Origin of the sequence: Vibrio sp. 397, assembly GCF_033339395.1 — a bacterium.
In the GTDB taxonomy this organism is placed as follows: Bacteria; Pseudomonadota; Gammaproteobacteria; order Enterobacterales; family Vibrionaceae; genus Vibrio; species Vibrio alginolyticus.
Genome location: NZ_JAWOUN010000008.1, coordinates 108,434 through 122,173 on the forward strand (window position 1 = coordinate 108,434; position 13,740 = coordinate 122,173).

A 13,740-nucleotide genomic window follows, 5' to 3' on the forward strand; every position below is an offset into this window, starting at 1 on the left:
ACAGCAGTAATTTGTAAAGCGATGGTTTCTACAATAAGCCATCGCTTTTTATTTTGCATAGAGCATCAATATAAACGCTACCTTGTCACTTTTTTATAGCACCTTTCTGGCCTACCAACAGAGCCATAGTTTAAATCAGCCTCTAGTTCACCAGTGCTGATAAGATATTCCAAATAGCGCCTCGCCGTTGTTCGGCTCGCGCCGATCTTTTCGCCTGCCTCATCAGCGGTCAGCACACTGCCATTTGGGAACAACTCTCTGATCTTGTCTAGGGTTACACCATCAATCCCTTTTGGTAATCGGTTCGGCAAGTTGTCTTGATTGGCATGAGACTGCAGCATTTTATCAACGAGGTTCTGATCCAAACTCTCTACGATGTCTAGTTGTTGGCGTTGGGACACATACTTTTTCAGTGCGGCATCTAAGCGTGGAAACATCACGGGTTTTAACAGGTAATCGACAACGCCACCCCTCATCGCCTGTTGTAATGTATCGACATCCCTTGCGGCTGTAATCAAAATGACATCACACGTTTGGTTACTTGCACGCAGTGTATTTAGTATCTCAAGCCCTGTGCCATCGGGAAGATAGACATCCATCAATAGTAAATCTGGCTTAAGAATGTCGAGTTGCATTTCCGCTTCCATTCTCGTGGTCGCAATTCCAACCACTTCCAAACCTGTCAGTTGGCTTAAGTATTTGTGGTGCAGCTCAGCAATAGCCAGATCATCTTCAATGATCATTACGCGAGTCGCCATACTCATAATTGTTCTTCCTTGGGTAAGTACACCGTTATTCTTGTCCCATAATTTGTATTGGGTATCATCTCAACATGGCCGTGATATCGAGTAGCAAGCTGATTGACAAGGTGTAACCCAACACCTCGATTTTGACGAGATTTCGTCGAAACGCCTTTTGTAAATAATGTTTGTGGATCCATTGTTTTTGGGAGGCCACAGCCATGATCTATCACCTCAAGTATCACTTCATTTCCGTAATCGCTAACGGACACATCAATGTTTCTGCGTTCTGACGCAACATTTGATTCATCGCGAATTGAAGTTAACGTGGCATCGAAAGCGTTATCAATCAAATTACCCAAAATTGTGACTAGGTCTTCCGAATTTAGCCACTCAGGCAGGGGCTCCAGACGACTGCCTTCCTCAACCACCAGTTGTAAGCCTAACTCGCGAGCACGTTCAGTTTTTCCAAGCAACATACCTGCAATTAGCGGGTCTTTAACGGTATCTCTTAAAAACTCAATCATTGCCTGATAGTGTGCGGTTTCTTGTCCAATTAACTTTTGCACCGCATCAAGTTCACCCATTTGTACTAGCCCACTAATGGTGTTGAGCTTATTGCGATGCTCATGGGTCTGTGAACGTAACAAATCTGCATATTCCTTGGTTTGTGATAGCTGCTCGGTTAGATCATTGATTTCATCCCTTAAACGGAAACTCGATACCGCCCCCACGATTTTTCCATCAACATAAATTGGAGAGCGATTTGCAATCAGGCGCTTATGATTAAGGAATATTTCAATATCATGATCTTCCTGCCCGCTTTCTAATACTGTATATAGATCGCTATCACGCAGCGTGTCAGTCAAAGGTTTATTGAGCGCTGATTCTCTATCAATACCGAGAATCTGGCAGGCACTACGATTTATCGAGCGAAGTATCCCTTGGGCATCAATGCTTAACACGCCCTCTTTGATGGTGCTCATCGTCACTTCTAATTCGCCGTACAACCGCCCTATCTCTTCAGGCTCAAAGCCTAAAATGGCGCGCTGAAACTTTCTCGACGCATAATTGGATACAATGGCATTAGCGACGACAACTACGATGACCATTAAAATCAAAAAGGCCAAAAATGGTTCGATGCGGTCTTGCAGTCGGTCGAGCAAATAGCCAACCGAAACCACACCAATGATGTTCCCTTGCTCGTCAAAAATCGCAGCTTTACCACGAACTGAATAACCTAACGAGCCCTGTGCCGTCGAAACATAAGACAATCCCCGTTCTAGCGCTCGACGATTGTCGCCACCTCTCATTGGCTTGCCCAACCGCTCATCAACAGGGTGGATTAAGCGTACTCCCTTATGGTCGCCAATAACGATGAATGCAGCACCTATGGCTTCGGTTAATTCTCGAAAGCGAAGTTGGTATGGCTGGGGGTTTTGGGTTTCGATCATTTCACGAACAACCGCTGAGTCCGCTAAAAAACGGGCAACACCCAGTGCTTTTTCTCCCATTTCTTGCTCTTGATTGATTTTGAGATAAGTGAACCCCGCGGCGACAAGCAATAACAGCTCTATCAACCCCGATAGCGTCATAATAATGAGCATCCGCTTACGAAAGCTGATGGTTTTCCAACTCATTGATACATCCTTGTGATTCACTCTTGAGCGTAACGTTAACACTCAGTTAACAGCATGACGTTGTCGCGGTGATAAATCTGTGAGGAAGGCAAACAAACCGCAGAGTTTACGGTTAATTAATCGACGAGCTGAAACATAAAATTACAACCATTCACCAAATTTAGCATTCCTCTCTGATACTCAATTCCATACATAAATTGCCCTTAAAATCATGATCGCGATCACATCGATTTTAGCGGTTTTTGAGGCGTTTTTAGACTTTACAACGTATAATTTTTAATCAACGAAACCAATGAGAGTTTCGGTTTGAAAGCAGTGAAGCTGGAAGTCTATTAAAAGCTCAACATTGACGTCAGTGGTTTGGACACAAATAAAACAAAATACAAATACTGACTATATGACAAACACTTAGACACCATCTGAAAACTGGAAAACTATAAACAGAGGTGCATTTATAGTTAGAAGGAACACCAAACATGGAACGCGATACCTTTGGAATATGCCTGAATAAGGCGATGCTGTCAGAGAATATGTATTCAACATTTACACACGTCAGGGCTTATGAAAAAAACGGAGGCGGTACTTCTGATCTCAAAGTCCTGTTATCGTTCCCTCAAATGAGTGGAAAAGATCTATTGAATACGATGCGAGGTTCTCGTCAGCTAGAGTGGAGAGCGGAGTTTCACTGTCCATATACGAAATAAATTTGTAACATCTCCCGCGCCCAGCACAAATATAACTGGGCGCATACTACTGCCCAATTTTCCCTCCTACTTAACACGCAGTTACGAATCCTTTATATTAGAGCTAATACTCTACGACAAAGCAGCTATTATGAAAAAAACAGGAAAGGTTTGGATACTGGGCTTACTTAGCAGCTCGATTTCCCTTGCCTGTCATGCGGCACCGATCACTTTTGATACCGCATGGCAGCTATTGCTAGAAAACAACTATTCTCTCAAAGCTCAACGCTCAAACGTCGAGAACTACCAATACCAAGAGAGTGCCACCAGCAATCTCAACTTACCTCAGGTTACTATTGGCGCGAATTACACGCGTTTAGATACCGATATCACGCTTTCGGGAAAACAGATCCTAGACAGCACAGGAGCACACATTAACGTACCTCCTGCTTTTCAGCCTATTTTTGGTGCCTTAGCTAATACCACTTCGACCATAACCGAGCGCGATATTTTCTCTTCGTCTATTCGTGCGATTTGGCCAATTTTTACTGGTGGTCGAATTTCTGCGGCTCAATCAGCAGCAGAAGGCAAAACGGATGAGGCGAAAAGTCAGCTTCTAATGGAACAACAAGCGCGTTTTGAAGATTTATCGAAGTACTACTTTTCTGTCGTACTGGCAAAGGAAGTACTCGCAACGCGGCAAGCGGTTGAAGCAGGGCTAAAAAAGCATCGAGATTTTGCCATTAAGCTTGAAGAGCAAGGACAAATCGCGCACGTTGAGCGCCTGCAAGCCGAGGCTTCTTTAGATAAAGCATCTGTAGAAACACGTAAAGCAGCCAGCGATTTGAGTATCGCTCAGGCTGCATTAGGTAAATTACTCGCACAAGATGATGCCGTAGAGCCCGCTGAATCTTTGTTTATCAACGACAGTCTTCCCCCTCTTACTGCTTTTGTCGATCAAACGTTGCTTACCTATCCGGGGTTAGAACTTCTGAGCGCTAAACACAAACAAGCCTCTAGCTTAATCAAAGCAGAAAAAGGGAAATACTACCCTGAAGTTTATCTTTACGGCGACTACAGCTTGTATGAAGACGATTCTCTCGCAAGCCAAATGAAGCCTGACTGGTTAGTTGGTGTTGGTGTCAGCATTCCACTGATTGAATCATCAGGGCGAAGCGAAAAAGTCAAAGCCGCTCAAAGCGTCGTCTCGCAGGTCGACTCATTAAAGTCCCAAGCCAAACAAGACTTATCGCTGTTAGTCCAAAAGACATACTTGGAGGCTCAGCAAGCCATTGATGAAGTACAAGGGCTCGCATCTAGCATTGAACTCGCTAACGAAAATCTGCGCTTGCGTGAAAAAGCATTTACTCAGGGTCTGTCGTCTTCTCTGGATGTTGTGGATGCACAACTTTATGTCGCGAGTATAGAAACACAACGTTCAGCGGCGCGTTTCCGCTATTTAATATCTTTAACCAAGCTACTCGCATTGAGCAGTGAAATGAACAGCTTCGAACAATATCAAAATACCGCTTATATCCCTGCTTCAACATCCAAAGAGGTGAAATAAATCATGGCAGCTAAATCACTAAAACCCGTTTTACTCTCACTTTGTGCTTTGGGTGTTGCCTCTTGGGTTGGGTATCAATTTTACCAAGCCTATCAACCAGAACCGATCCGCTTACAGGGATTAATTGAAGCCCAGCAATACAGCATTTCCTCAAAAGTCCCAGGGCGTATTGATGAGGTCATGGTACGTAAAGGCGACGATGTAGAGAAAGGTCAGCTTATTTTTACCCTTCATAGTCCTGAAATTGAAGCGAAGTTAGAACAAGCAAAAGCAGGTGAAAAAGCGGCGGACGCCTTAGCTCAAGAAGCTGAGAAAGGCGCACGTGAGCAACAAATCCAAGCAGCAAAAGATCAGTGGATGAAAGCCAAAGCCGCTGCGAATTTAATGGAAAAAACCTACAATCGTGTGAATAACCTTTATAACGATGGCGTGGTTGCAGAACAAAAACGCGATGAAGCTTTAACTCAGTGGCAAGCAGCGAAATACACAGAAAGTGCTGCGTTTCAAATGTACGAAATGGCAAAAGAAGGCGCTAGAAGTGAAACCAAAGTGGCTGCGGCGGAAAAAGCGCGCATGGCATCAGGTGCCGTAGCCGAAGTAGAAGCGTACGCGAAAGATACTCAGATCTACAGCTGGTTTGACGGCGAAGTCTCTCAAGTTCTACTTCAAAGTGGTGAATTAGCACCTCAGGGCTTCCCGGTTGTTACTGTGATAGATACAGAAGATGCCTGGGCGACACTGAATGTGCGTGAAGATTACCTTCAACACTTTAAAAAAGGAGCAACCTTTGATGCCTATTTGCCTGCCTTAAATAAAAATGTTGAGTTCAAAGTAACGCATGTTGCCGTTATGGGTGACTTTGCAACGTGGAGAGCAACCGATGCTTCTCAAGGTTTTGATCTTCGTACCTTTGAAGTAGAAGCTCGTCCAGCTCAACCCGAACCTGAACTGCGTATGGGAATGAGTGTTGTCGTTGAATTTTAATCACAACCACTAGGTTAATGCTATGACGATTAAGATTTCACAGCGGCATATCTTACGACGAGACAAGTGGTTGCTTTCGTGCCTTACTTGGATACCGATTTTGCTCGCGATGATGATTTGGGGAGTGTTCTCTGCGGGCATTGCCCGGGATCTGCCAATCGGTGTGGTTGATCTACAACATTCCCAACTTTCTCGAAAGCTCATTCAATCTTTGGATGCGTCGTCGAGTCTGGCTGTTAACTATCACTACACCAGTGCAAGCGAAGCAAAAAATGCGATGATTGAAGGCGATATCTACGCTTACGCGGTCATCCCATCTAAGTTCGACCAAGACATTCTCCAGCACCGCCAACCTCAACTTTCTGTCTTTTACAACAGTCAGTACATTTTGGTAGCGAAACTGATCAACTCTGCTGTTGCGCAAGCACAAGGCTATTTCGACGCTCAGGTTGAAGTAATGGGCAACTTGGCTAAGGGTAACACCACAACGTTAGCAGCGGCTGGACAGGCTGTACCCGTGTCAACACAAATAACCGCATTATTTAACCGTAACAATAACTACGCACAATTTTTGGTAACGGCTATCGTGCCAGCCATTTGGCAAATATGTATTGTAGTAAGCACTATTTTGATTCTTGCCGCGCACTTTCGCATTTATGGTGGAAAGAATGGCTTTGCATTTTTGGGCGAAAAGCCATACGCCAGGCTCACTACCTTATTAAGTCGGTACATTCCGGTCTTTATGGCGCAAGGTGCGTTGTTCTTGTACTGGTTTTATTCCGTGCTTGATTGGCCAATGGAAGGCAGTTTTGTGGTTATGCTATTAGCACAATTGGCGACGGTTATCGCCTGTATCATTATGGGAGCGTTGTTCTTCTTCTTGTCGATGGATCCTGCACGTGCGATGAGTTTTGCTGGCGCATTTACGGCTCCAAGCTTCGCGTTCATGGGAATTACATTCCCAGTTTCTGACATGAACACGCTCGCTTATGCATGGCGTTCATTATTACCGATTACCCATTACATTGAAGTACAAGTGAGTCAAGCAAACTATGGAGCATCGGCCGCGCAATCTTTAAGCTCGCTATGGCCTATGATTGGTTACGTTATGCCTCTGCTCATTACCGCAGCCTTGATGGGTAAACATCGAACAGCTTCATCAACACGCCAAGCGAAGGAGGCGGTATGACATTGTGGCAACTGATTAAAGCGGAACTTAAGGCCGTTCTAACCAATCCAGTCGTTACGTTGACCGTGTTTGGTGGTGTCGTATTTTACTCGTTTTTATACCCTTTGCCTTATGCACAACAAACGCCTCGTGAACAACCAATCGCGATTGTTAATCTAGATGGTAGTCAGACGAGTTTAAAGCTGGAACGTATGGTTGATGCCACCCCACAAGTCAACGTAGTCACTCGACTTCATACGATTGCCGATGCAAAGCAAGCATTTTTACAACGAGAGATCACCGGTTTTTTAGTCATACCAGAACACTTTTACAAAGACCTAATGCTAGGTAAAAGCCCGACTCTGGCCTACGCTGCGGACGCCTCGTATTTTCTCGTGTACGGAACCGTGGTAGAAGGATTGGCCCAAGCGGGAGGCACATTAGGGGCCCAAGTGAAAGTCAGTAAAATGGTGATAGATGGTGTGCCCATGAGTATGGCTAGCCATAATTACTCTGCTATTAAGCTTAATATGAAACCGACGTTCAACCCAACCATGGGTTACATCGAATACGTAGTGCCGGCAGTATTTGTTCTGATTTTACAACAAACGTTGATCATGGCGGTTGGGTTACAAACGGGAACACAGCGTCATGGTCGTGGCTATTGGTCACAAGTATCAACGGGATCGCTGCTGCTTGTGAGAACGTTAATATTTGTGGCAATTTATTATTTACTCGGCGCCTATTATTTTGGTTTTAGCTTCGAACGCTTAAACGTAAACCATATCGCCAACGCGGGCGAATTGCTGGCTATGTTGTTACCGTTCTTTTTAGGTTGTTGCGGACTAGGCTTCTGGCTAGGTTACTTATTACCTCGGCGTGAACTTGTCACCTTAGTCGTCCTAGTGAGCTCTATGCCGCTCATTTTCTTGGCTGGTTTTATTTGGCCGATTGAAGCCATACCTACTCCTTTACTATGGATTGCTGATTTAAGTCCAAGTACATGGGCGATCAAAGCTTTCTTAGCGCTAAACCAAATGGGGGCAACCTGGCAACAAGTCGCTCTACATTGGACGGCACTTTGGGCACTCACTGTGCTTTGGGGTAGCGTTGCGTACTGGATTGCTAAGCGAAGTAACAAGCCAGTTGTAACAGAGAGCTTGGGGTGACAGCTGACATTTTCTATTACTATAAAAAAAGCCGGGTAACTAAACCCGGCTGAAAATCTGCGTCCTTGCAGCGGACATATGGTAAAAACACTTTTTGCTCTGGGCTTACCCATTGAGCGAGATTAGATTAAGCCAAAAAGTATGGATTCCATACTCTCATATAGAGGGTCATATCCTTCCAATAGACATTAGTCTTCGCTAGAAAGATAACGTTTTTCAGACACAAAAAAACAAGACTCACATTGAGTCTTGTTGTTGATAGGGATGAGCAAGATACATGTCGCCGCTAAGTCATATCGCGGATTATTTTCTCTCGGTATTCTGTAACGACCTTCATGATTGAATTTTTTACATCACCGACTTGCTTAGAGGGTTGGCACCATAGGCCAAAACCAAACTTAAAACCTTCCAATAATTCAGAAGCTTCCACTGGCTCTATATGATTATTAGAAAACTCCGAATGGGCAAACGTTCTGGGGAGAATCGCCCATCCTAAACCTGCTTCAACCATTTTCACTACAAGGGCCAATTGGTCGACCTCTTCATGGTTCGAACTTACGATGACTTTTTCGCCCATTCCCTCTTCAATAAGAGACCGCAGTACAAATTGTTTACTATTCCTCAAGGCTGTCAATACTCGATCTGGTGCCACAGAAGCGAGTTCACCACCTTTCTGGACGAAAGGAACAAATTCAAAATGACCTAAAAACGTCGCATCCAAACTATGTATTGCTCGACTATCATGTACATTGACAATACCGAATTGATACTCACCATTCTGTAAACCCTCTTTAATTTCGTTGCGATTACGAACAAGAAAGTTAACTCGCATCATCGGAAAATCTGCTGCTAATTGAATACGAAGCAATACAAGAAAACGGTGTGGTATAGCGCTTGAATAGGCGATACTAACATTCTCTAACCCACCGTAAGCCAGACTTAATGCGACTTTATCGAAAGTACGTGCTTGTTCGATGGTTTGCTTAGCATAGTGGTAAAGAAGATGACCATCTTCTGTCGGTTCTACCGAGCGCCCCACTCGCTCAAACAGGTTGACCGCCAGTTGATCTTCAAGATTGGTAATCACCTGCCCTATTGTAGTTCGGTGCTTATTGAGTTTGACCGCCGCCTTACTAAACGAAAGCTGTTCATAAACGGTTACGAACGCGAGAAGTTGTTCAAAACTAAAATTCATAGGTTGTGCTTACTTTTTAGAGTTATCTAATTAAATTACCACAAGATCGTAGAATTGCTACTTGGTAACGGTAACAATCTGCGTTTGAATTCCTTCTCGACAACACAAAAAAACCTACTAGCGTCAGTAGGTTTTCTCTAACTTAGTTGTACTCAACGACACGAGCTAAATAGTTGAATTCTCCTGAGTCACCATGGTAATCACGGTAGACATCGACACTGAAATATTTAGGTTGATCAGCGTAAATGTGGTCAACGACTTTTTGCTCAAGTGACTCCAACGTTTCACCGACCTGAGAGTACACGAACTGCTTGTTCACTTTTTCCAATTTACGTTGTTTCGCTTCTTTGTGTGACACATAGTTGTTGATCTCTTCCCACTTTCCCACGAACTCGACCGCCACGTAACTCGAGTTCTCGTCAATCATAATAAAGGCTGCACCTTCTTCTTTGATTGCAGACAGTTGCTGCATATCACTATCCACTTTTTGCTGGTCAAGATGGGCTCCACTTTGGGCGAATGCAGTCGCGGAAGCGGTAAGCATCATGAGTGTAAGAACGGCTTTTTTCATTGTATCGTTTTCCTGTATTAAGGGAGTTCAGTTACCCAAAGTTGCCCTTGGGTGGCTTTTTTGAATCCATATTCGTAAATCGTCAGCAAGTAGCGGTGATCGAACATATCTTTCGTTACTTTGGCGTATCTGAAATCTTGATCAATGTAGGTAAACTGCATCTCGATATCGTTGATTTCACTGATGTATTTCATTCGATAGAGATCACCACGAGTTTGCGCTAGCGTAAGGCTTGAGACACTCTTCGATACCAAGTCCAAACCTTTGTCTTTTAGTGGACGATACGGCGCTTTTAACGCACCATTGCGAATCACATCCAACTGAGGCGCTTTTTCTAACCCCAAAGCATCTGAGATTTGTTGATAGTTGAAGTTAGACGGATTAAAGAACACCTGCGCTGCGAGACCGCCATCTACGTGTAACTCCTCAAGTGTTTCTCCATCATGTTCAACATCGATAAATTGTGGAGGGAAAACACCAGGGATCGATGCGCTCGCAGCAAGCACCTTGTAAATAAGTTCAGATTTGTCCGCTAAATCACTGTTCGCAATCGCACCAATATTCCAAATCACCAGTTCGCCTGAATCAAAATGGGTACTGCCAATAAAGAGGCGTTTACCATTGCGGTGTTGCTGCGCCATCGCCTCGATCATGGGCTCAGGGTAAGCGTCTGCGATGAAATCATAGAGGTTCTCACCATCGGTAAACGCGTCCTTAAACAGGGTATTTAAGAAGTTCTTCTTACCCAAAATATTCTTATCATTGATGTTGAGCATGACTTCTTTCATCTTTGGCATCGCATCACCGCCAATGAAAACAAAAGGAGCGATTAGGGCACCCGCACTGACTCCAGTAATGATGGCATAATCTTTTAGCTCCCCCTTTTCCTGTAGCCCCATCAAAACGCCGGCCCCGTATGCGCCGTTTACGCCACCACCCGATAAGGCCAAAATATTGAGCTGTTCACCCTCTACTTTGATCGGTGTGGTTTGATTGTGCGCTGAGTAGAGAAAATCCGGCGCTTCATTGGCCCACATTCGAAGTGGCTCATTTGGTGTCGAACTCGCGATCTCGACATCTTTATAGTTGCTTTGAGAAACACGAACATCCAGCGTATGAGGTGAACTACAAGCTACTATCAACAGCGAAAGTGCAACCGTCACACCAGAGGAAATTAAACGATTCATAATCAGTCTCATTTAATGTTCTCTGGCGTATGACCAGAGACTCAGTTTGAAGTTAATTGGGTCAAAATGAAGTCCGTTTCGTTGTGTGGAGTTACTATAGCTAGGCACGGCTAAACCCCATAATCGCGATTGTAGGATGCTATCCATCAAAGCAATTATGCCAAGTTTCTATATGCTAACTTTACGCTTCTCCGTTAATTAGGTACTGCGCTAAGCAATTTTCACGACGTTGAACTCATGCGTCGGTTCGACAAATTCGTATTGGGCATTGATCGTCTGTAGCTCCCATGTGCCATAGCCTTTGGTGATCTCCAATACACCGTAAACGGCGTTATGTGTATGACGAAAGGCTGCGACAGGAGACATCTTCTTCACCAAACAAGAAGTAAAAATCGCAGAAATCAAATCACCGACACCGACTGGCTGCATAGCAAATTCAACACTAGGGCGTTGGGCCAAATAGCTTGCTTTCGGCGTGGCTAAAATCATACTGAAGGCGTCATCTGTTAGTGCATGCAGGTGTTTCACCAATACCATTTTCGGTCCCAGCTCTAGGGCTTTTTTACATGCAGTGACCGCATCATAAAGAGAGTCAATTTTCACACCTGTTAACTCGCTCAGTTCAAACTGGTTAGGAACAATCACATCAGCGATGGGCAACAAGCTATGGCTTATCGCTTCTTTGACACCGTCTGCCACAATGCAACCTTTGTCTGGATCACCCATAACTGGGTCACACACATAAAGCGCGCTGTGGTTACGCGATTTGACTAAACTTACCGCTTCGGCCACCGCTCGACATTGCTCTGCGCTGCCTTGATAACCGGACAGTATCGCGCCACATTCGCCTAACTTCTCAATGTTATCTAAGCCTCTCATTAGAGAATGAATTTCATCTGCCCCAAACTTCTGTCCAGTCCAACCTTGCTGGTACTGAGTGTGATTTGAAAACTGAACCGTGTGAATTGGCCATACTTCGAGGCCCATTCTCTGCATTGGGAAGACTGCAGAACTGTTTCCGGCGTGGCCATAAACCACATGAGATTGAATAGAAATAATGCTTTTCATAAGTCACTCTTAATAGGGAAGTTTGTTAGCTTGGCGACTAAATAAACACAATGCCGCGCACTGTGCTTATTTGGTCGGAATAGCCTCGACAACGCCGAGGCTTATTCTTAATCAGGCTGGATTCATTAGCCTTTGAATTCAGCAAAGTACTCATCCAACACTTTGCGTGTTGCACGACCGATAAGCTCGTATTCGTGGTGAGTAAGGTTTGCTAGCGAAACTCGAACTGATGCATGCACTACATCGAAGCCTTGGCCTGGAAGTAGGATAACGCCGGTTTCATGTGCAAGGCGGAACAGGAAGTCTTTGCCCTTCTCGCTCGCTTTGAACCATTCAACGAATGCTGGTCCGTACAATTTGCCGCCCAGAGTGTCGAGCTCAAGCAGTGTGTAGTAGTCCACACGATCTTTGTTTTCTTCAATTTCTACACCCATGTTTTTGTACAGAGTTTTGTAACGCTCGCGAATGATGCGTTTACATGCTTCTTTGTAGTTTTTCTCTGAGTCCATCAGACAATTCAATGAGAACAGCGCCATTTGAACTTGTTGAGGAAGCGACAAACCTGCTGTGTGGTTAAGCGCTACGCTACGGCTGTCGGCAACGATACGGTCAATAAACTTGATCTCACGAGGTTCCGGAGTCAGCGTTTTGTAACGATCGTCCAACTCAAGTTGACGCACTTCAGGAAGGCTACGCATTGCATCGTCAAACACGTTGTTGTGTTGAATCGCAATCGAGCCTAAACGCCAGCCTGTTGCACCGAAGTACTTAGAGAACGAATACACACAAAGCGTGTTGTATGGCAGTTTTGCAAACAGTGAGACAAAGTCGTCCGCAAATGTGCCGTATACATCGTCAGTCACAATGAACAGGTCGCTACGTTCGTTGTTCACAAAATTTGATAGGTTATCCAGAGTCTCATCCGAGAACTTCACAGACGCTGGGTTTGCCGGGTTAACAACACAAAGCAGTTTGATGCCTGTATCTGCAAGCTTTTCGATTTCAGACATCGGCAGTTGCCATGTTGTCTCATCCAGACGTAGTTCAACGATTTCCAGTTCGTATTCACTCAGTTCTGGAATCTCTAGGTAAGGCGTAAAGATTGGAGTGATTAGCGCAACCTTGTCACCTTTCTTCAATAGACCGTTGTTGAACATAGTTTGGAAGGTGTACGTCATAGACGCCGTACCGCCTTCCGTTGCAAACAGATCGAAGTCTGTTGTCATTGGCATTGGGCCGTACATCTCTTCTGCAATGTATTGCTTCACAACGGTTTCGATGTTCGTCAACATACGTGGTGGCACTGGGTAGTTACATGCAAGGTATGCGTTAACCAGTTCATTCAAGAATGCTTGTTTCTCTAGACCCAAACGGTCTTTTGCGTAGCTCAGCGACTTTTCCAAGAACTGCACGCCTTGGTCTTTCTTATTGTCGTTTGCAAACGTGTCGAAGCGTTCAACAATGCCCACACCATCTGGAATGCCACCGAAACCACCATCTAGGTATGAATAAGTGCGCTCGGCTTCCAATATTGCGAACTCACCCAAACGAATGAACGCTTTACGCGGTAGTGTCGCAAGAAAATTAGGATTACCACGACCTGCATCTAATAAAGCGCGGTCAGGAACAGTTTGTGCCACTTCAATAAGTTTATCTTTTAATTCAAATGGGCTTAAATCTGCAAATTTTGAAAAATCAATTGTTGTATTTTGCGTAGTCATAATATTTACCTGAATTTATTATTTAGTAAAATTTGGATAATACTTCC

The 13,740-nt window shown here is 44.5% G+C and carries 12 protein-coding genes; 5 read left to right on the forward strand and 7 right to left on the reverse strand.

The window, feature by feature from the left end; translation table 11 throughout:
- Positions 1 to 77 precede the first annotated feature (77 nt).
- Together R7P36_RS14405 and R7P36_RS14410 are read right to left on the reverse strand one after the other, a co-directional pair.
- The gene (locus tag R7P36_RS14405; RefSeq protein WP_017634565.1) at positions 78 to 764 is read right to left on the reverse strand and encodes a response regulator; all 687 of its coding nucleotides are present in this window, start codon (positions 762 to 764) and stop codon (positions 78 to 80) included.
- Positions 761 to 2,380: a sensor histidine kinase gene (locus R7P36_RS14410; protein WP_104975367.1), complete on the reverse strand. Its 1,620-nt coding sequence runs from the start codon at positions 2,378 to 2,380 to the stop codon at positions 761 to 763. The genes R7P36_RS14405 and R7P36_RS14410 overlap by 4 nt, the downstream gene beginning before the upstream one ends.
- Before the next feature lie 476 nt (positions 2,381 to 2,856).
- Here R7P36_RS14410 and R7P36_RS14415 point away from each other — a divergent pair, with 476 nt between their 5' ends.
- The 5 genes from R7P36_RS14415 (at position 2,857) to R7P36_RS14435 (ending at position 7,951) form a co-directional block, all read left to right on the forward strand.
- The gene (locus R7P36_RS14415) at positions 2,857 to 3,084 is read left to right on the forward strand and encodes a hypothetical protein (protein WP_005377125.1); all 228 of its coding nucleotides are present in this window, start codon (positions 2,857 to 2,859) and stop codon (positions 3,082 to 3,084) included.
- Positions 3,085 to 3,214: 130 nt separating this feature from the next.
- Positions 3,215 to 4,630: a TolC family protein gene (locus R7P36_RS14420; protein ID WP_104975368.1), complete on the forward strand. Its 1,416-nt coding sequence runs from the start codon at positions 3,215 to 3,217 to the stop codon at positions 4,628 to 4,630.
- 3 nt (positions 4,631 to 4,633) lie between these two features.
- Complete coding sequence (locus tag R7P36_RS14425) at positions 4,634 to 5,614, forward strand: HlyD family secretion protein (RefSeq protein ID WP_213899515.1); 981 nt, start codon at positions 4,634 to 4,636, stop codon at positions 5,612 to 5,614.
- Positions 5,615 to 5,636: 22 nt separating this feature from the next.
- Positions 5,637 to 6,803, forward strand: a complete 1,167-nt coding sequence (locus R7P36_RS14430; RefSeq protein WP_213917262.1) for an ABC transporter permease — start codon at positions 5,637 to 5,639, stop codon at positions 6,801 to 6,803.
- Positions 6,800 to 7,951, forward strand: a complete 1,152-nt coding sequence (locus R7P36_RS14435; protein ID WP_318122187.1) for an ABC transporter permease — start codon at positions 6,800 to 6,802, stop codon at positions 7,949 to 7,951. The genes R7P36_RS14430 and R7P36_RS14435 overlap by 4 nt, the downstream gene beginning before the upstream one ends.
- A gap of 286 nt (positions 7,952 to 8,237) precedes the next feature.
- Here the strand turns inward: R7P36_RS14435 and R7P36_RS14440 are convergent, their stop codons facing one another.
- The 5 genes from R7P36_RS14440 to R7P36_RS14460 form a co-directional block, all read right to left on the reverse strand.
- Positions 8,238 to 9,146 carry a LysR family transcriptional regulator gene (locus tag R7P36_RS14440; RefSeq protein WP_017821360.1) on the reverse strand — a complete coding sequence of 303 codons (909 nt, stop codon included), beginning with the start codon at positions 9,144 to 9,146 and terminating at the stop codon, positions 8,238 to 8,240.
- A 142-nt stretch (positions 9,147 to 9,288) separates the two neighbouring features.
- Complete coding sequence (locus tag R7P36_RS14445; RefSeq protein WP_047102715.1) at positions 9,289 to 9,717, reverse strand: hypothetical protein; 429 nt, start codon at positions 9,715 to 9,717, stop codon at positions 9,289 to 9,291.
- Between the two features lie 17 nt (positions 9,718 to 9,734).
- Complete coding sequence (locus R7P36_RS14450) at positions 9,735 to 10,904, reverse strand: patatin-like phospholipase family protein (RefSeq protein ID WP_017634571.1); 1,170 nt, start codon at positions 10,902 to 10,904, stop codon at positions 9,735 to 9,737.
- Positions 10,905 to 11,114: 210 nt separating this feature from the next.
- Positions 11,115 to 11,972, reverse strand: a complete 858-nt coding sequence (pdxY, locus tag R7P36_RS14455) for a pyridoxal kinase PdxY (protein ID WP_005377109.1) — start codon at positions 11,970 to 11,972, stop codon at positions 11,115 to 11,117.
- A gap of 125 nt (positions 11,973 to 12,097) precedes the next feature.
- Positions 12,098 to 13,693: a bifunctional aspartate transaminase/aspartate 4-decarboxylase gene (locus R7P36_RS14460; RefSeq protein ID WP_318122188.1), complete on the reverse strand. Its 1,596-nt coding sequence runs from the start codon at positions 13,691 to 13,693 to the stop codon at positions 12,098 to 12,100.
- Positions 13,694 to 13,740: the final 47 nt, after the last annotated feature.

What these genes read in the sequence shown, in the direction of transcription:
- R7P36_RS14405 (WP_017634565.1), bottom strand. Translation starts at nt 764, where the DNA reads ATGAGTATGGCGACTCGCGTAATGATCATTGAAGATGATCTGGCTATT.
- R7P36_RS14410 (WP_104975367.1), bottom strand. Translation starts at nt 2,380, where the DNA reads ATGAGTTGGAAAACCATCAGCTTTCGTAAGCGGATGCTCATTATTATG.
- R7P36_RS14415 (WP_005377125.1), top strand. Translation starts at nt 2,857, where the DNA reads ATGGAACGCGATACCTTTGGAATATGCCTGAATAAGGCGATGCTGTCA.
- R7P36_RS14420 (WP_104975368.1), top strand. Translation starts at nt 3,215, where the DNA reads ATGAAAAAAACAGGAAAGGTTTGGATACTGGGCTTACTTAGCAGCTCG.
- R7P36_RS14425 (WP_213899515.1), top strand. Translation starts at nt 4,634, where the DNA reads ATGGCAGCTAAATCACTAAAACCCGTTTTACTCTCACTTTGTGCTTTG.
- R7P36_RS14430 (WP_213917262.1), top strand. Translation starts at nt 5,637, where the DNA reads ATGACGATTAAGATTTCACAGCGGCATATCTTACGACGAGACAAGTGG.
- R7P36_RS14435 (WP_318122187.1), top strand. Translation starts at nt 6,800, where the DNA reads ATGACATTGTGGCAACTGATTAAAGCGGAACTTAAGGCCGTTCTAACC.
- R7P36_RS14440 (WP_017821360.1), bottom strand. Translation starts at nt 9,146, where the DNA reads ATGAATTTTAGTTTTGAACAACTTCTCGCGTTCGTAACCGTTTATGAA.
- R7P36_RS14445 (WP_047102715.1), bottom strand. Translation starts at nt 9,717, where the DNA reads ATGAAAAAAGCCGTTCTTACACTCATGATGCTTACCGCTTCCGCGACT.
- R7P36_RS14450 (WP_017634571.1), bottom strand. Translation starts at nt 10,904, where the DNA reads ATGAATCGTTTAATTTCCTCTGGTGTGACGGTTGCACTTTCGCTGTTG.
- pdxY (WP_005377109.1), bottom strand. Translation starts at nt 11,972, where the DNA reads ATGAAAAGCATTATTTCTATTCAATCTCATGTGGTTTATGGCCACGCC.
- R7P36_RS14460 (WP_318122188.1), bottom strand. Translation starts at nt 13,693, where the DNA reads ATGACTACGCAAAATACAACAATTGATTTTTCAAAATTTGCAGATTTA.